Annotated in this window: 21 protein-coding genes and 1 pseudogene; 8 read left to right on the top strand and 14 right to left on the bottom strand. The window is 40.8% G+C overall.

Annotated elements, in window-relative coordinates; genetic code table 11:
• Window positions 1-687, top strand: coding sequence for a hypothetical protein (locus KCX82_RS21390; RefSeq protein WP_227020499.1), 687 nt, complete (start codon window positions 1-3; stop codon window positions 685-687).
• A gap of 185 nt (window positions 688-872) precedes the next feature.
• Window positions 873-1,553: pseudogene (locus tag KCX82_RS21385) on the top strand (M15 family metallopeptidase); the annotation flags it as partial.
• 71 nt (window positions 1,554-1,624) lie between these two features.
• Here the strand turns inward: KCX82_RS21385 and KCX82_RS21380 are convergent.
• Entirely contained in the window at window positions 1,625-2,467 is an 843-nt protein-coding gene (locus KCX82_RS21380) for an FMN-binding protein (RefSeq protein WP_465250695.1), read from the bottom strand.
• A gap of 230 nt (window positions 2,468-2,697) precedes the next feature.
• Between KCX82_RS21380 and KCX82_RS21375 the strand changes: the two genes are divergently transcribed.
• Both KCX82_RS21375 and KCX82_RS21370 read left to right on the top strand, forming a co-directional pair.
• The gene (locus tag KCX82_RS21375; protein ID WP_227020497.1) at window positions 2,698-4,128 is read left to right on the top strand and encodes a sensor domain-containing diguanylate cyclase; all 1,431 of its coding nucleotides are present in this window, start codon (window positions 2,698-2,700) and stop codon (window positions 4,126-4,128) included.
• A gap of 98 nt (window positions 4,129-4,226) precedes the next feature.
• Window positions 4,227-4,883 (top strand): DUF4397 domain-containing protein, encoded by a 657-nt coding sequence (locus KCX82_RS21370; protein ID WP_227020496.1) that lies wholly within the window; start codon window positions 4,227-4,229, stop codon window positions 4,881-4,883.
• A 104-nt stretch (window positions 4,884-4,987) separates the two neighbouring features.
• Here KCX82_RS21370 and KCX82_RS21365 read toward each other — a convergent pair whose 3' ends face one another.
• The 3 genes from KCX82_RS21365 to KCX82_RS21355 all read right to left on the bottom strand — a co-directional run bounded on the left by KCX82_RS21365 (window position 4,988) and on the right by KCX82_RS21355 (window position 6,049).
• A complete protein-coding gene (locus KCX82_RS21365) occupies window positions 4,988-5,248 on the bottom strand; it encodes a hypothetical protein (protein ID WP_227020495.1) in 261 nt (86 codons plus the stop codon).
• A gap of 14 nt (window positions 5,249-5,262) precedes the next feature.
• Entirely contained in the window at window positions 5,263-5,622 is a 360-nt protein-coding gene (locus tag KCX82_RS21360; RefSeq protein ID WP_227020494.1) for an SHOCT-like domain-containing protein, read from the bottom strand.
• 64 nt (window positions 5,623-5,686) lie between these two features.
• A complete protein-coding gene (locus KCX82_RS21355; protein WP_227020493.1) occupies window positions 5,687-6,049 on the bottom strand; it encodes a DUF2089 domain-containing protein in 363 nt (120 codons plus the stop codon).
• Between the two features lie 292 nt (window positions 6,050-6,341).
• Between KCX82_RS21355 and KCX82_RS21350 the strand changes: the two genes are divergently transcribed.
• From KCX82_RS21350 to KCX82_RS21340, 3 genes are read left to right on the top strand one after another with little or no spacing between them, the layout of a single operon-like run.
• Window positions 6,342-6,992: an SIMPL domain-containing protein gene (locus KCX82_RS21350; RefSeq protein ID WP_227020492.1), complete on the top strand. Its 651-nt coding sequence runs from the start codon at window positions 6,342-6,344 to the stop codon at window positions 6,990-6,992.
• 26 nt (window positions 6,993-7,018) lie between these two features.
• Entirely contained in the window at window positions 7,019-7,780 is a 762-nt protein-coding gene (locus tag KCX82_RS21345; protein ID WP_227020491.1) for a polysaccharide deacetylase family protein, read from the top strand.
• A gap of 25 nt (window positions 7,781-7,805) precedes the next feature.
• Window positions 7,806-8,786 (top strand): ABC transporter substrate-binding protein, encoded by a 981-nt coding sequence (locus KCX82_RS21340; RefSeq protein ID WP_227020490.1) that lies wholly within the window; start codon window positions 7,806-7,808, stop codon window positions 8,784-8,786.
• A gap of 73 nt (window positions 8,787-8,859) precedes the next feature.
• On the opposite strand, the gene KCX82_RS21335 is transcribed toward KCX82_RS21340, so the two are convergent.
• The 7 genes from KCX82_RS21335 to KCX82_RS21305 all read right to left on the bottom strand — a co-directional run bounded on the left by KCX82_RS21335 (window position 8,860) and on the right by KCX82_RS21305 (window position 13,717).
• Entirely contained in the window at window positions 8,860-9,603 is a 744-nt protein-coding gene (locus KCX82_RS21335) for an ABC transporter permease (protein ID WP_227020489.1), read from the bottom strand.
• Between the two features lie 4 nt (window positions 9,604-9,607).
• Complete coding sequence (locus KCX82_RS21330; protein WP_227020488.1) at window positions 9,608-10,363, bottom strand: ABC transporter ATP-binding protein; 756 nt, start codon at window positions 10,361-10,363, stop codon at window positions 9,608-9,610.
• A 7-nt stretch (window positions 10,364-10,370) separates the two neighbouring features.
• A complete protein-coding gene (locus KCX82_RS21325; protein ID WP_227020487.1) occupies window positions 10,371-11,084 on the bottom strand; it encodes an ABC transporter permease in 714 nt (237 codons plus the stop codon).
• Window positions 11,081-11,764, bottom strand: a complete 684-nt coding sequence (locus tag KCX82_RS21320) for a fluoroquinolone export ABC transporter permease subunit (protein ID WP_227020486.1) — start codon at window positions 11,762-11,764, stop codon at window positions 11,081-11,083. The genes KCX82_RS21325 and KCX82_RS21320 overlap by 4 nt, the downstream gene beginning before the upstream one ends.
• Entirely contained in the window at window positions 11,761-12,606 is an 846-nt protein-coding gene (locus KCX82_RS21315) for an ABC transporter ATP-binding protein (protein WP_227020485.1), read from the bottom strand. The genes KCX82_RS21320 and KCX82_RS21315 overlap by 4 nt, the downstream gene beginning before the upstream one ends.
• Window positions 12,603-13,205, bottom strand: a complete 603-nt coding sequence (locus KCX82_RS21310; protein WP_227020484.1) for a TetR/AcrR family transcriptional regulator — start codon at window positions 13,203-13,205, stop codon at window positions 12,603-12,605. The genes KCX82_RS21315 and KCX82_RS21310 overlap by 4 nt, the downstream gene beginning before the upstream one ends.
• 95 nt (window positions 13,206-13,300) lie before the next feature.
• Window positions 13,301-13,717 carry a MerR family transcriptional regulator gene (locus KCX82_RS21305; RefSeq protein WP_227020483.1) on the bottom strand — a complete coding sequence of 139 codons (417 nt, stop codon included), beginning with the start codon at window positions 13,715-13,717 and terminating at the stop codon, window positions 13,301-13,303.
• 200 nt (window positions 13,718-13,917) lie between these two features.
• Here KCX82_RS21305 and KCX82_RS21300 point away from each other — a divergent pair, with 200 nt between their 5' ends.
• Complete coding sequence (locus KCX82_RS21300; RefSeq protein ID WP_227020482.1) at window positions 13,918-14,544, top strand: flavodoxin family protein; 627 nt, start codon at window positions 13,918-13,920, stop codon at window positions 14,542-14,544.
• Between the two features lie 100 nt (window positions 14,545-14,644).
• On the opposite strand, the gene KCX82_RS21295 is transcribed toward KCX82_RS21300, so the two are convergent.
• From KCX82_RS21295 to KCX82_RS23080, 3 genes are read right to left on the bottom strand one after another with little or no spacing between them, the layout of a single operon-like run.
• Window positions 14,645-14,989 (bottom strand): transposase, encoded by a 345-nt coding sequence (locus KCX82_RS21295; protein WP_405127719.1) that lies wholly within the window; start codon window positions 14,987-14,989, stop codon window positions 14,645-14,647.
• On the bottom strand, window positions 14,958-15,983 hold the full coding sequence (locus tag KCX82_RS23085) for a reverse transcriptase domain-containing protein (RefSeq protein ID WP_264373357.1): 1,026 nt from the start codon (window positions 15,981-15,983) through the stop codon (window positions 14,958-14,960). The genes KCX82_RS21295 and KCX82_RS23085 overlap by 32 nt, the downstream gene beginning before the upstream one ends.
• On the bottom strand, window positions 15,883-16,497 hold the full coding sequence (locus KCX82_RS23080; protein WP_264373356.1) for a reverse transcriptase N-terminal domain-containing protein: 615 nt from the start codon (window positions 16,495-16,497) through the stop codon (window positions 15,883-15,885). The genes KCX82_RS23085 and KCX82_RS23080 overlap by 101 nt, the downstream gene beginning before the upstream one ends.
• Window positions 16,498-17,121 lie beyond the last annotated feature (624 nt).

The raw sequence follows: 17,121 nt of genomic DNA, 5'->3' as shown, positions 1-17,121 counted from the left end.
ATGGCATCAGTTTTTCTTCCTCCTGCGGTATCACAATTAAAAGACCGGTCTTTATTCGGGAAGATCAATACTCAGTTCATAGACGAAAAAACTGTGGTTTCGGCTTCATCTATGAATGTTGAGGATAAGCTGATATTAATCAGCAGTTATAACAGAGATGCTGAAAATGTTATCATGGTAAATCAGCAGCAGAATCTTGGATTACAGTCCGGGGAACAAGATGTCGCTCTTTCTGCTGTCAAGGAATTGGAGAATATGAGAGAAAAAGGTCTGTTTCCTGATATTCCTTTAGACAATGGCTCCAAATTCCTGGATTATACATTGATGACCTACACCGATATCAGCAAGCCCGGTAACAGCTGCCGAATCTGGAGTCTGTCATTTTCTTTCGGTTCTTCCGGGAAAAACGTATGCAATGTGCTGATGGATGCGGAAACTCATATGATTTATCAATTTTATGTCTGGACAGATGAATCTTTACCTGTATATGATTTGAAGGCCGTGGCCTCAAAATTTGTACAATATATCGGGATCCAATGGGACGAAAAGTCACCTTACACTCAAAGTGAAATGAATTTATATTCCGCTGGAAACGGTGAAATTCTTTATCAGTTCTTTCAGGCAAAAGATAACCAGGGGTTCGGCATTCAGATGATCACGAATAAAAAAATCATAGATAAGATGTAAGTAAAGGTAAGTAAATATTTTATTTACAAATAAAGGTATTTTTGGATAATACAATCGGTAAAAAATTAAGAAGATGATGCAAATTTGATGGATTTTTGATTTTATTTGGATACAACTCTTTTCTAGTATGGAACTACAAAAGGGTTGTATTTTTATTTTTACAAGGAGCATCAAAGGAGTATCAGATGAAGGAAGTGGAATACACACAGGATAAACAAAATATCCGAATCAAGAAAAAGAAAAGAAAGTTGAACCTGATCAGGCTGCTTATTATCATCATTCTATGCCTTATCACCTTTCTCGGAGGGAGGGCCTCGGCCGCGGTCAGTCATGTCTCCGATGAGAATCAGGATAAACCGGCTGCCGCCGAACCCCTTGCCGGTCAATGGAATTTACTGCTGATTAATAAAAACCATCCGGTTCCGGAAAATTTCAATGTTGAATTGGTGCAGCTTAAAAATGGACAAGCTTTTGACCAGCGTGCTTATCCTGATTTACAGAACATGATGGAAGATGCCCGGGCTTCAGGCTTATCGCCATATATTTGCTCGTCCTATCGTACCATGGAAAAGCAAACCACTCTGTATAACAAACAGGTGGAAAAATATCAGGAACAGGGCTATTCTCTTGAGGATGCAAAAGAACAAGCCGGGAAATGGGTGGCGGTTCCGGGAACCAGCGAACATCAAATTGGTTTGGCAGTGGATATTGTAGCCGAGAGCAATCAGGTTCTTGACAAATCCCAGGAAAATACGGCAGAACAGATCTGGCTGATGGAAAACTGCTACAAGTATGGTTTTATACTGCGATATCCTGATCATAAAAGTGATATTACAGGAATCGGCTATGAGCCATGGCATTACCGATATGTCGGAAAAGAGGCCGCGGCCGAGATTACGCAAAGGGGCATTTGCCTTGAAGAATATTTAGATACTTTTTATTCTGCACCTAAAGAAATTGATTTTGTACCTGTCTCTCCTACTTCTGCCATATCGTCCAAAGCATATTCCACCAGCGCTGTAAAATTTGTGGAAGAAGTAGTCGCTCCGGTTACTGCATCAACCAGAGAGATCACCTGCTTGTCCAGCAGCTTCTGTTCCAATTCTTCTTGATATTTCTGAGGATAGGTCTTTGTAACAGCCTCCATATTCTTTCTGTATTCCGCATCGTCAGACTTGAGTTTTCCTTCCTCATTTACAGAATCAAAGTTGACACCGGTTATGTTATGATCTGAAATCTCAAGCTCCACAAAAGGTTTCCAGCCATATTCATCGTAGGCATCTGCTTCCACCCTATAGGTTCCATCATCATACAGGGCAACAATGGTGTCACTGGTATCGCCTTCCCTTGCCTTTTCCAGGGCGGCTGCCGAAAGTTCGTTAAAGTTTCGGGATGAGTGGGTCGCTCCGGATACTGCATCGACTTTTTCAATATCCTGCTCCTTAATCAGGCGGTTGGCCAGTTCATCAAAGCCTTCTCTTGGAGTGTAGCCATTAGCAGCGCTGAAACCTTCAATATAGCCTTGCTGCTTTGACCTTAATTCATCAGTATCATTAATATAATCATAATAAACTTCTACAATCTGGCCATCCTCTACGGTGATATCTACAAAAGCCTTCCAGTTTCTTACATCATTTCTGTCATAAATAGCATGGTAGACTCCATCCTGATAATCTGATGTATTCTCCTCCGGAATCCCTTTCCCGCCTTTCTGGGAACACCCAAAGAATGCAGGCATGATCAGTATTCCGATTAGTAAAAGGATAAAAATCTTTTTCATAAAACCCTCCTTAAATAGATTGGTAATAAAACTATAAATTAGCCTTAATTATTAATTTTTCCATAAGTATCACTTTTATGTACCGGAACAAAATATCCATATTTTGTCATATTTTCTGATCTGGTAAAATTTTGTCGAAAATGGTAAAATAGTCCTTGTTACATTTATAACGATCCATTTATCAATAACTTAAAACGCAGAAGATATTTTGTTAAGGAGAAGGGTGGCTCATGAATCGCAAAAATAAGATAAACAGTTTAATCATTTCAATCATTATTTTAATCGGAATCACATCAATAAGCTTTTTCAGTTTTACTACATACAGCAATATTATACGAGATGATATTCTGAATATCTCAAAACTGACTTCCACCAATATTTACTCTGAAATCAATAATGAACTGACAAAACCGATCTTTGTAGCCTTGACCATGGCCAATGATTCCTTTGTAAAGGAATGGCTGCAGGAGGAGAATGGCCGGTCCGAAAGCGAAATTATCGACTATTTGGAAGGCATTAGGAACAAATACAACTATCATTCCGTATTTCTGATTTCATCACAATCCAGGAAATACTTTCATTATAATGGTTTATTTAAGACCATAGCACCGGAGGATGCACATGATGTCTGGTATTATGATTTTACCAGTCAGGATCACCTTTACCTATTAGACGTAGATCAGGATGAAGTGGATCATCAGCTTCTCACCATATTCGTAAACTGCAAGATACTTGATAACGATAACAATTTAATAGGGGTTACCGGTGTGGGGATCGAAATGAGCTATATACAGGAACTATTAGATAATTTTGAAAAGAATTACCAGTTAGAAGCATTTCTTGTTGATGAAAAAGGGCTGATTCAGGCACATACCAATGCTTCTTTTATTGAAGAACGCAATATAAGAACGGAACCTTTGTACCAAAAAATCGGTGATGAGCTTTATGAAAAAAACAAAACAATCAATGTATTTGAAATTGAAGATCCTTCGGGAGAGCAATATATTATCAGTCACTATATAGAGGGTTTGAACTGGTACTTAATCGTGAGAAAGGATACCTCTATACTGGCCAAGTCATTTAATGATCAGCTTATGTATGATTTGTTAATCGTTACGGCGGTATTGGCTTCTGTCTTGCTCATTGTCAATAAAATTTTAAAAAAACACGATTTACAGCTAAATAAAATGGCGCTCATTGATACCTTCGGAATTATGATCAACAGAAAGGGTTTTGACCAAAAGCTGGAGGAAATTCTGGCCAAGGGAGACCCTGGCGCTTGCCCCTGGTCTGTATTTCTGATGGATCTGGATCATTTCAAGGAAGTGAATGATAATCACGGGCATATACAGGGGGATAAAATCCTGAAACACGTGATGACTCTTTGCAATCATTCATTAGCCGAGCATCTGATTACCCGATGGGGCGGCGATGAATTCAGCGGAATAATCTATGCCGACGGCAAGAAAGCTGCTGAGATATTAGAAGAACTTCGGGCGCAAATTGTCAGCGATGGAATGCTATCCAAATTTGAAATTACGGTAAGTATAGGAATCGCAGAAGCTGCAGCCAACGATACGGAAGATTCTGTCATAAAAAGAGCTGATCAGGCCTTATATGAAGCCAAGAGTCAGGGTAGGAACAGAGTGATCTTAAAATAGTCGGGACACAAGAGTGGCAGAACCCAGTCTTCTCCTTCTGCATATATTATAATAGAAATAACATGATCTATTTCTAATCTAATGTAAGAGGGAGAACCATGTATCAAAATAATAAAAATGCCGGATATATCAAATATCAAAATATGAATGAACCCGGTACGGGTTACGTTCGTTTTCTCCATGCGGTTCCGGCTGCCATTGAAGTAAATGTATTTGCTGATGATCAGTTGCTGGCTGATGAAATTTCTTTTGGAGAATATAATGATTATACCCCTTTGCAAAAAGGGAATTATACCATTACCTTATACGAAACCGAAATGTCAGGAATCCCTCCGGAAGCTCTTTTGACAAATTCACTGGAAATTACGGATGACACGTTCCTGACTTTAGCCGCAGCGGGAACTCCGGAATCTTTGAGCTTTTTAGCGATTCCGGATTCCGACATGCCAATGGCTTCCGGTCAAAGCATGGTGCGGTTTGCCCATTTATCACCAAACGGCCCTGCAGTGGATATTGCTTTGGAAGATGGAACCATTCTGTTTTCAAATATTTCCTATAAGCAAATCACACCTTACCTAGCAGTTCCTCCCATGGAATATACGTTACAAGTCAGAACGGCAGGAACTCCGAACGTTGTACTTACTTTTCCTGAAGCGATATTGGTTCCGGACGAGATGTATACGGTCTATGCCATCGGTCTCACCGGAGAAAATCCGGAATTGGAAGCGATCATGCTTCTGGACGGACGTTACTAATAAGCTGAGGCAAAAATATAGCTTCCGGTCTTTAGGCGGCGTATAAAAAGTTCCCCTTACTTCCAGGGGAACTTTTCTTTGATATTTCGTCATTTTCACTTTTTTTATACGATAATGGTGACTCCGGTTCCATCCTCGGCATTTACCTCGATTAATTTCAGCCCTTTATAGTCTTTTAAAACATCAAAACCTTTTCTGAGCTCTTTGAAATCTATATTGTCGTAATAAATTCTATGCTCCTCCGGAACATATTTTCTGGCAAAGGAGATGCCAAAATCACCGAGGCTGACGGCTGCTTTTACAAGTCCGATGGGTGCCGGAATCATATAGCGTCTGCCGTTTGCCTGCCTGATATAGATACGCAATTTTTATCTTCCTTTCATTCTATGGATACTTCTACGATATCGCCATTGCTGCTCTTTACGTCTACAATTTTACCGTCAAGCCCGGAATCGATTGCTTCCATAATCATTTTTACATCGATCCCATCCTGTTCGGAAACGCCTGGGATTTTAATATTGTTAACAGCATTACCGATAGATTTCAGAAATTTGACCGGAATATTCACATGCACTGTGTCATTTGTGGTTGACAGCACTCTTACTTTCAGCATTTTATCCAGGTTGCCAGAGGGAACCAGTTGGGCACCGTTTTCTGTCTTATCTATTGCTTCAATTAGCTCAGCTGCTTTTTCCGTATCGATTTTCCCCTCTTCTACCATCTTTAAAATTCTTTTCACTTCTTCTTTCATTTTTTATAACACCCTTTCATTCACAATCCAATACTTAATATTTTTTGATTTCTTATCCTTTTATCATGCTTACTGCCTGATCAGCAGAAATTTCGCCTTTTTCCAACATGTCTATAATATCCTTGCTGTCTACAGAGGGTTTTCTCGCTACGGAATATCCGAGAGCGGAGACAACGTCGTCCAGTTTTGCTCTTACTGTCGGATAAGAAATCCCCAGTTCCTTCTCTACGTCTTTGATATTTCCTCTGCATTTCAGAAAAACTTCTATGAAATTCAGCTGCTCTTCCTCTAAATATTCAAACTTTGAAAATTTAAAATTATTTTCTATAACGGTAGAACATTGATCACATTTCAGTTTTACAGCCTTGAGCTTGCCGCTGCAAACCGGACATTTACTTAATATTCGATAAGTCATTTTATACCTCCCCTCTTCTATGTTTTCATTATAGTACTACCAAATTGCAAAATCAATATAAAAATTAAATATTTTAATTGTATTCTTAATCTTTTTTAAAATATTTAATATATTAATCAATTTATTTAATTTTTTAAATGCAGGCAAATCATATTTATGAAACAAGGTATCGAAATAAGCTTCTGAAGAAAAAAGAAAGTCAAATCTCCATACTTTCTATTTTTCAACGATAATTCCAAATTCTGCTCATATAATGATATAGAATTATTATTTACGGGAGGCGAATCAAATTATGAATCAATCCATAAGTCAAAACATGAATCAATCTTTTTCCGAAGGCTGTACTTATAATATCATGACGCTGACAGGGCAAGGGCAAGTTACGGCTGCTCCTAATCTGGCCGTGATCAACCTGGGGGTTCTGACCACAGGCATGAATCTGGAAGCGGTTCAGGCTGAAAACGCGCGGATAAGCCAGGCTGTCCTCCGGGCTCTTCAGCTAATGGGGGTTACTGAAGTAAAAACCTTTCAGTATACAATTGATAAACTATATGATTACGATAATGGAACCCAAATAGACAGAGGTTATTCTGTTCGTAATATTTTTGAAATTAAAACAAATAATATGGAACAAATAGGAAGCATCATCGATACTGCCGTTAATTACGGTGCTAATGTTGTAGATTTTATTACTTTCGATGTATCCGACCGGGTTTTTTATTATCAGCAGGCACTGAATCTTGCTGTCGATAATGCCATTCAAAAATCCAGGTCAATTGCTATGAACCTGGGGTTACAGAGGCATCCGACACCTACCAGGATTGTAGAAAACAGCAGCACCCCTGGTCCATTCCAGCAATTTCAGCGGGAAATTGTTGCAACGCCCATTATTCCTGGTAATATAATGATAGAAGCATTTGTAACCGTCGACTTTATCTATTGAAGAAAGAATAAAACTAAGGAGAATTTATGTTTTCAACACTTATGTACCATGAAATCAGAAAAAAGGACGAATTTAACCCGGAGCATCCCTATCACATCGAGGTAAAACAGGGCTATGAGGATATTCTGCCCTCCCCTCTCTTTGTGACCCTTGAGCATTTTCAGGAACAGATGACTTACTTATATGAACAGCAGTATCATACACTGACGCTGGAGGAAGTCAAAGAGTACTTCCTACAAAAGAAAGCTATTCCGGAAAAATCGGTACTGCTGACCTTTGATGACTGCTTTCAGTCGGTAAAAAAATATGCTTATCCGATTCTTAAAAAATTTCAATTTCATGCAACAGCTTTTGTTGTCTCAAATTGGCTGCTGGACGCTCCAAAGGCTTTTCGACCGGAAAAATCAGTTTGTATGGCGGCGGAGGAATTGTCTGATATTGCAGATGTATTCGAATTTGCAAATCATACTCATTCCTTTCACAGAAGGACAAGTCAAACCGAAAGTATGCTGATGACTGCAAAAGATGAGGAAATTTCAAAGGATCTGGATCGCTGCAATGAGAATCCTGATATCCATCACAAGGATGTCTTTGCCTATCCCTTTGGGTTATACATTGAATCCAACCTTTCCTTGTTAAGAAAAAAAGGATTTCAGCTAGCCTTTACCAGCCAGCCCGGTTTCAATGATGAAGATACCAACCCGCTTCTTTTGAAAAGAAATGCCGTACCCTATTTCTTAGATTTAGAAGCTTTTCAAAATATCATCGGTTCCAACAACCGGTTCTAAATGAGATCTAAAAGGAGAAAAACACATGAAGAAAAAATGCATCACGAGTCTATTACTAATCTGTCTGTTGCTGCTGTCATCCTGCGGAGGTGCCGATAATCAAAACCCCGACGGGAACGTTAATAATGGTTTACCTCAAGACAACATTACAGAACCCTCGGGAGAAGAATTTACCATTGGCATCTTGCCTGCAGAATCTGCCATTCCTATTATTCTTGCTGAAGAAAAAGGCTTTTTTCAGGAAGAAGGTGTTGAGGTATCGATTCAAACCTTTTCTTCCCCTAACGACCGAAACGTTGCGGTTCAAGCTGGCGAGCTGGATGCAGCGATTGGAGATGTCATGACGGAAGCCGCCTTTATGGAACATGGCATCAATATGAAAATCACTTCCGATATCAGCGAAGATTTTAAAATCCTTTCTTCGCCGAAATCCGGAATTACGGAAATGGAAGGGCTAAGCGGTAAAAAGATTTCCCTGGTTCCGAATTTTATTTTGGAATACATTATGGATCAGTTTGCAGACCAGTATGATTTCACCTATGAAATAGTGGAAATTCCTTCTTTCTCCGGCAGAGCCGAAGCATTAATGTCAAACCAGATTGACGGAGTTGTGTTTACGGAGCCGCAGGCAGGAATGCTGGTAAAACAAGGGGCCCATTTGCTTGGAAGCTCCAAGGAAGCCGGTATAAAGGGCGGTGCCGTTTTATTCAGCAATACTATGATTCAGGAAAAACCCGGAGATGTCAAAGCCTTTTACCAGGCCTATAATAAAGCCATCGATTATATGAATTCCGCCGATGTTTCGGAATACAGCAAGATCTTGGCCGACTATCAATTTCCCGAACAGATCAGCCAATATTTATCCTCGATCCCTGAAGGTTTCCAGCAAGCCGGTATCATTCACAAGGATCAGTTTGATAAAATTATTCTCTGGACAAAAGAAAAAGGCCTGATTAGCAAGGCCTATACCTATGAAGAATTGACTGATTTCTCTTTCTTACAATAAAAAAACCAGCCACGCGTCAAACGCGTGGTTTTCTGTATATAGAAGAATCTTCCGGAATAAAGCTTTCCGGAAGCTATTTTTGTACCCAGGGTGTAAAATGGGCTTCCAATCGATCCAGGATCTGAAACAGAAAAAGTCCGATAAAGCCCAGTACCAAAATGCCGCTGAACATTTCCTCATAGTTCATCTTGGTCCAGGCGCTCATAATCAGATAGCCGATACCGTAAGCAGTAGCATAATTCTCGGCAAAAAATAAGGACGCAAGGGAGATCCCGATACTAATTCTCAGGCCGGAAAATACCTGTGGCAAAATAGCCGGCAGGATCAAATACCGATATTGCTGCTTTGCAGTGGCACAGTAACTTTTCATAACCTTGTGATGAATGGGCTGAATCTGATCTACGCCGTCTCTCACGGATAAAATCATCTGAAAAACAATAATAAAAATCATTAAGGTAATTTTTGACTGATTTCCCAGTCCGAACAGGAGCATAAAAACCGGCAGAAACGCCACCTTTGGTATGGGATAGATAAAATATAACAAAGGTGAAAAGAGACGCCGAATCCACTGATTCATACCAAGGAGGATTCCCCCGGGAATCCCGATCATAAGGGAGATTCCGACTGCTGCAAGAACTCTTGCAATACTTGCCAGAGAATGCAGCAGCAGCTCCTTCAGAATGCCGAAGGAATAGAAGAGGGTCTCCAAAGGTGCCGGTATAGTATGGGTTCCCAATGACAGGTACAAAATCTCCCAAATTATAATAAAACTAAAAAATCCGATTACTTGGCTGTTTGCGATTTTATCTTTTTTCATAAAACTATAGCTCCCTGTCCATTAATTTTCTGATTTGAATGCAGGTATCATAGAATTCCAGCTTGTCCTTCACACTTTCTTTCTCGGGTGAGTCAAAGGATTGGTTAAGCTGATGCAAAAATCCACCTGTATCAAGGAGCAGGATCCGGTCGCCCAGCAGCACTGCTTCTTCAATATCATGGGTAACGAATAGCAAGGTAGTCTTTCGTTTTTTTTGCTGTCTCCCGATCAGCTGTTGAATCAACTCCTTTGTCATGGCATCCAATGAAGAAGTTGGTTCGTCCATCAGCATCAAATCCGGTTTTCCGATCAAAGTACGTGCCAATGCCACCCGCTGTTTCTGACCGCCGCTTAATTCATGAGGGTATTTTTTACGAAGGTTCTCCAGGTCCATTTCCTTCAATATCATGTCGACTTCGTTTTCTATTTCAAGCTTGCCCATTTCGTTTTTCATCTTAAGAGGCATGGAAATGGCTTCATCCACTTTTTGCCATGGGAAAAGCCCGAGTTCCTGGAACAGGAAGGCCGTTTTTTCTCTAGGCCCAGCCATCTCCTTACCATCAATGAGGACAGCGCCCCGTTGGGGTTTCAGAAAACCTGCTGCAAGATTCAGCAGGGTAGTCTTTCCAACTCCTGATTTACCGATCAATGCATAGGAAGTCCCTCTGTCTAAAGAGATTTCCACATTATCTACGATAATCTGTTTCCCAAAGGAAAAGGAAACGTCATGAAAGCTTACCATGGGATTTACTGTGTTCATACCATTCTTACCGTATCTTCCTATCAAACTTACCATACAGCAGACGAATCCAAATCAGAGAGGTGAGTATGGCAGGCATTAGAAATAATAAATTTTGTTCCGTCATAATCTTTGCTATCCAAAAGGAAGGCAAAGGTGTAAACAGATACTGTACCTTTGACAGAAGGAAAAAAGGCACAGGAAGGCCAAGCATCAAAAGCCCGGATAGCTTTGCCATGGCCATCCCCTCCACCCGGTTATGGGATAAGGAGAACAGCAGCAGTGAAATAGCAATGCTAAGCATGCCGGACAGAAAGCAGACCGTTATCATCATATCCCAGGTCCACTGTGTTAACGAAAAGAATTTCAACAGCAGGAGGGAAGCCAGAAAGGAAAGAAAGCCGGGAAACAATAACCTGGACAGAACATATCCCCTTTTCCCTACCGGAGTCACCGCCAGGTAACCGGTCATATTCTCATCAAATTCTGTCAGCATCACCATAGAAGATGCAAAACAAAACATATAGGGAGTAATCATACTTAAAACCAAATCGAACAAAAGATAGTAGTCAGCCAAAATGGAAGTTTCCAGGAAAAACTCACATAAAAGTGATTCCACTGCCGGAATGCCGAAGCGAAAAAACAATGCTGCCAGCAATGGTGCAATTATTACAGCGATCAGCATGCTGTCTTTTATGATCTGCCGGATAAACATGGAAAAAGAACGGATCATGGGGATCATAGTTTCACACCTCCCAGACTTCGAAAGCTTTTTGCTGTCGCTTTAACGGTCAGTACGGCGGCCAGAATGGTCCAAAGCAGGAGAATAAAAAATGCAAATACAATATTGGTTCCGTTCAGGCACAGCTCCATAATGCAGACGCCGGGATGCAATAGAAGCCAGCTTGATTTCCAGCCGAACAAATAAGCAATTGCAGGAATATTAATGATCAATTCTGCCGGGATGGTTGCAAGAACAAACTGGTTGAGCGTTGTGATTCCGGCAGCCACCGTCAGTCCAACGGCGGAAAATAAGCAAGACCCAAGAAAGACGCCCAGAATGAAAGAAACGGGATTTGATAGAATCCCGGCAGATATTCCTATGATGATGCCGACCAAGGTGGAGATAAAAGCGATGGACAGCAACTTTGACATGACATATTCCACCGGTTTTACCGGTGATATGGCAAGGCTGTTCATGACCCGCTCACTTTTTTCAAAAAGTACAATAGATCCCATGAAATAAAGACCCATGGCTGCAGGATCGGAAAAAATCATCAGGATGGCCGCCTTTTCCTGCCATGCTTCCGGAAGTATAAAAATCAAACTTACATAGAGTACTGAAAATATGAAATATAAAAAATAAAATCCGTATTTATACTGAAATCGCATATCTCCATAAAGCAAAGCTTTGGTTCTCATTGCAGCCTCCTTCCTGTAAGTTCCACAAAGATATCGTTCAGTGTGGGCTCACTGCTGTGGATGGATGTCAGCCGATTATCCCGAATCAAACGCATCAGCATTTCATCCTTTGATGTTTGGCTTAACGGGATTTCTCCAAATGCTTCCTTCCCGTCCGGAGAATACGTATAACGAACCATTGCCGCTCCTCTTGACATAATCAATTGATGAGGAGAATCCAGTGCCCGCAGCTCACCGTCCACGATAAAAGCCACCCGATCACAAAGCTCTGTAGCATCGTACATATTATGGGTCGTCAGAATAATCGTTTTGCCCCTGGCCTTTTCAGCCAGGATCATATCCTTCATCAGTCTTGCGTTAGAAGGATCCAGTCCTGAGGTGGGTTCATCCAGAAACAGCAGCTTTGGATCATGAATCAAAGCCTTAATAAAGTTCAGCCTTGATTTCATTCCTTTTGAAAAATCGGAAACCTTCTTATCCGCATCCGGAAGTAAACCGACGCTGGTAAGAAGGGTTTCAATATCCCCCTGCTTTTTGTATAAGGATGCAAAAAATCTCAGATTCTCTCTTGCCGTCAGTTTTTCATATAAGCTGGGGAACTCAAAATCAACGCCGATCTCTTCATAAAAACTGTTATCATGGTGATTTACCTCGACGCCGTTTACCGACACATTTCCGGAATAAGTTGTCAGAAGGCCGGTGAGGATTTTTTGAAGGGTGCTCTTCCCTGCACCGGAAGGCCCCAGAAACCCAAAAATTTCTCCTTGATTGACTTCAAAATTCATATTTTCTATAAAAGGCTGCCTGGTATAGCTGAAAGTTAAATTTTTTACACGAATCATCGGGATTCCTCCTTAAACAATTGGAAAACGATACCATATATCATCAGTTTTAAAACATCCTCATAACTATCTTCTCCAATTTCTCTTTTATGAAGCATGGTTGTAAAAACGGCTCGTAAAGCTGCGCTGAAAAGCCGGACATCTGTCTCTTTTATCCCCGGAAGCTGCTCCAACAGTCGTTCCATACTGAAATCATCCTTTTCCGAATGTTCTTTTATAAGACGCTCAGGAAGCTTTCTCATCACCAGCTCCAGGTCACCATTTGTCAGAAACGGGTAAAGAAAAGACTGGTCTACTTTCTTATATAACCGGAAGATCAGTTCCGTTACCGACTTTGCCGTTGCATTTTGCTTTATTTCATTTAGCTGCTCCAGCATTTCTTTTTGAATGTGATCATGGAAGGTACAGAACACTTCAAAGAATAAGAGTTCTTTTGATTCGTAAAAGAGATAGAAGGTACCTTTCGGTATATTCACCCTTCTTACAAGCTCATCCACAGTGGTTTTCTTTACTCCATACTGGACAAGGCAGCTTTCAGCTTCTTCCATTAAACGTTGTTTGATATATTGACGTTCCTTTTCCGTAAAAGTTTTCGGCATATGAATCCCTCTTATCTCTTCAAAACAAAATACTATTTGACTAATTTATATCTTATAGTCAAATAGTATCACCCAGAACAGCACCTGTCAAGTATTTACTTGTCATCCTCAAATTTATGTTCGCAGCATGGAATGGGACTGCCCTTTTCATATGCCTCGCAGGCATTTTGGTAGTAATCCAGCTTATGGTCGATCATCCTGAGATTGTTCTGCAGATCCGCAATTTGCTGCAGTACCTCTTTTCTGTGTTCCTGCAGCATGGCGTTCCGGAGAGTAAGGGTATGATTGCCTTCCTTTTGCCAGTCGGTAAACTGCTTGATTTGTTTGATGGGCATACCGGTATTTTTCAAGCAGCATACAACGGACAGGATATCCATATCAGATTCGGTAAAAACTCGATTTCCGGACTTATTTCTGGATAAGGACGGAAGAAGTCCCTCCCTGTCGTAATAACGCAGCGTAAAAGTTGACAGCTTTGTTTTTTTTGCAGCCTGTGATATTGAATATTCCATAAATGTTCCCCCCAGTATATCTTTTTCTTTACATCTAATATGATATCTCTTATAGTTAACTCTAAGTCAAGCCCTTTTATAAAATTTATAAAATTTACATCGCACGTATAACCCGAATTTTCTGGATAAAAAAGTATTGACTTACAGTTAACTCTAAGGGCTAAACTAATAGTGAATTAAATGAGAAAGAAGGTTGTCTTATGAAGGTTATCGCAATTAACGGAAGCCCTCACAAAAAGGGGGATACTTATTATGCATTAAATCTAATGGTTGAAGAATTGACGAAAGAAGGAATCGATGTAGAAGTGATTCAGGTAGGCAGTGAATCCATCCACGGATGCATCGGCTGCGGCTACTGCAGCCAATCAGAAGAAAACCAATGTATTTTCAAAGATGATTTGGTTAACGAAACAGCTGCCAAGATGCGGAAAGCAGACGGTTTTATTCTGGCTTCACCCACTTATTATGCCGGTATAGCCGGAACCATGAAATCATTTTTAGACAGAGTATTTTTTACAAGCTCTCAGTATTTCAAATATAAGGTGGCTACTTCCGTCGCTGTGGTAAGACGTGCCGGCGGTGTTGAGGTTGTGAATCAACTGAATAATTATCTGAGCCTCGGGGAAACCGTTACTCCGCCGTCTCAATACTGGACCATCGCCTATGGCTTGACTCCGGGTGAGATTCTGCAGGACGGGGAAGGTGTTCAGACCTTGCGTAAAAATGCCCGTGCCATGGCCTGGCTTCTGAAAGTCATCGATGCAAGCAAAGGAACGATCCCCCTTCCCCAGGAGGAAGAGCGGATCATGACTCATTTCATTCGATAGATGAAAAAGCCCGCCTGATATGATATGCTACCTGTCAAGTAGACAGGGAAAAAATTAAAACTCTATGACGTCAATCATTTAATTGTGGTTGACGTCATTTTTATGCTGCCTTATCCAAGAGATACTGTCGATATTCCCTTGGAGTCATGCAATTAAGTCTCTTTTGATAGCGACGGTTGTTGTAATATTCTATGTAATCGATGACTGCAGCTTCCAGTTCATCGTATGTATTGAATTTCTTAAGATAATACATTTCTGATTTCAACATGCCCCAGAACGCTTCCATTGGGCCGTTATCAATGCAACGCGACACCCTTGACATGCTCTGGATCATACCGGCATCATCCAGTTTATTCTTAAATACCTTTGACGTATACTCGACTAAAGAAAAGGGATTGCTCCCTTTCCCTCGTCTAAGAACCGTACGTGAGAGTTTCCCGCTCATACGGCTCAAGCATTTCTTCACCATTGCTGGCGGCAACGAATGCAAGAAGTTTGAGCCTTCGCTTGATGAAGTAGTCCTCATCAAGAAAGGGTGTTTTAGAAATTTGTAGCTTTGGATGTCTGACGATGTTTATTCTTCTGAGGTTAATTAGAGTGTATTCGTCAGTTGTAAATACCCACGGTTTACCATCCTTTTCATGCCAATATTTATTGAGTCGCCACCATTGATTTTTGTTTGGATGGCGATGTTTAGCCCACCTTTGCAGTAAGAGGTATAATGTGTTGTTGATGTACGAGAATGCTTTGCTAGCTACTACATGTTTGTGGTAATTGGTCCATCCTCTGATGATTTGGTTTAATCTTCTGATTAAGTCTGATTGAGTACTGGCTTTTCCTTCTTTCAGTATGATAGTCGAACATTTTCTGATGAGACTTTTGATAGAGTTTCTTGAGGGCTTCACAATGAGCTTTCCTTTGAATTTTCGAAATGTCCAGCCAAGAAAGTCGAAGCCGTCATCTATATGCGTAATCATTGTTTTCTCTTCGGATAGAGTTAGCCCCCGATTTTCAAGGAATTGACTAACTATGTCTTTGAGTTCTTCCGCTATTTCTTTTGTATTTGCGGTAATGATAAAGTCATCAGCATATCGCACTAGATTTACTTTGGTCTTTGCGCGATAGTGATTTTCTATTTTACCCTTTGAATTTCGATGGTATTTATCATGTATCAATTTTTCAAGACCATCTAATGTCATGTTTGCATATAGACTTGAGATTGCTCCGCCTTGCGGAGAGCCTGTATCAGTAGGAAAGAGTTTTCCTTCATAAATGAAGCCAGATTTCAAAAACTGTCTCATGATTCTTTTGTCCATTGGAATGTTGGATTGTAACCACTCATGATTGATGTTGTCGAAACAACCTTTTATGTCCCCTTCCAATATTCCATGTTGGTGAACATTTCCTTGCAAGAACGTTGAAGATTTGTTCACACGCATCTTTTGCGCTCCGTCCTCTACGAAATCCAAAGGAAATATTATCTGCTTTGGTTTCGGCAATAGGTTCCAGTGCTAGCGCGTACAAGGTTTGCATATCTCTATCATACATAGTTGGTATCCCCAATGGACGCTTTTTCTTCTTGCCTTTCTTAGCGATGTATACTCGCCTGAGAGGTTTTGCACGATATCCCCGATCGGTAAGTGTAAGTACCGCTTTCATCTTTGAAGAAGATGTTGACCAAAGCTTTTTGTCAACACCAGGAGTGTTCTTACCTTTGTTGGTAGTGACTTTCCTTACTGCAAATGCCTTGGCTGAATAGGAATGTGTGAGTAGGTATTGTAATCGTTTAGCTTTGTTTCTTTTACCGTCTGCCGTTGCCTTAGCGATTCGGGTTTGTAGCCTATTAACTTCGATTTCGACTTTTGACCAATCTATGGTTTCCCATTGGATTGCAAGCGAATTGGTGTCTTTTAGACTCTCGGTTTTATCCGTCGTTGAGTTGCTAAAATTCATAGGTTTACAGTCCTTTCCTGCCAAGAAATACCATTGGATAAGTCTGCACCCTTTCGGGTTAGGGCAAATCTTGAACCCTTATCCGATTTCATTACAAAGTCGGCATTCGCTTTTTATCCTTTTCGTCTGCCCTCTATGCCGTTTCATCCCCTTGCGGTTCGATACCTCCTGTCAGAGGAGCATGTAGGGTTTACCAAGTTCCGCATAATACATAATTGTGAATGCCTTAGGAGCCACCTTTAAACCGGGAGTTCTTTATCCATTCGCATTGGTTTTCCAGTCCGCCTCTGCTCGACTCCTTACCTTTTGGTCGAAGCGTTTCAGCCTATTTCGCTTTCTCCAGCGTAACGATTCCTACAGTGATTCACTTTACGTTCTCCATAGCATTCTTATCCTAGCAGTTGTCCCAATTTTAGGCTATTAGAACTTCCACATTGTCTCGTGAGCTTTCTAACCCGAACGTTACCGTCTGCGCTAGTCACGATAGGATTACCCCGAATGGATAGGGCAGTCTTAAGACAATATATTATGCGACTTCTTGTCGCACTTGGTAACCTCTGTCGCTGTGAAAAAGGGGTGTGGCATCAGGGTATTCCCGATGGGCAATATCAAATGTCCTGAACA

It is taken from the genome of Sinanaerobacter chloroacetimidivorans, assembly GCF_018128545.1.
In the GTDB taxonomy this organism is placed as follows: Bacteria; Bacillota; Clostridia; order Peptostreptococcales; family Anaerovoracaceae; genus Sinanaerobacter; species Sinanaerobacter chloroacetimidivorans.
Note: the sequence above shows the minus strand (reverse complement) of the source record. Positions and strands in the feature narration are given on the sequence as shown.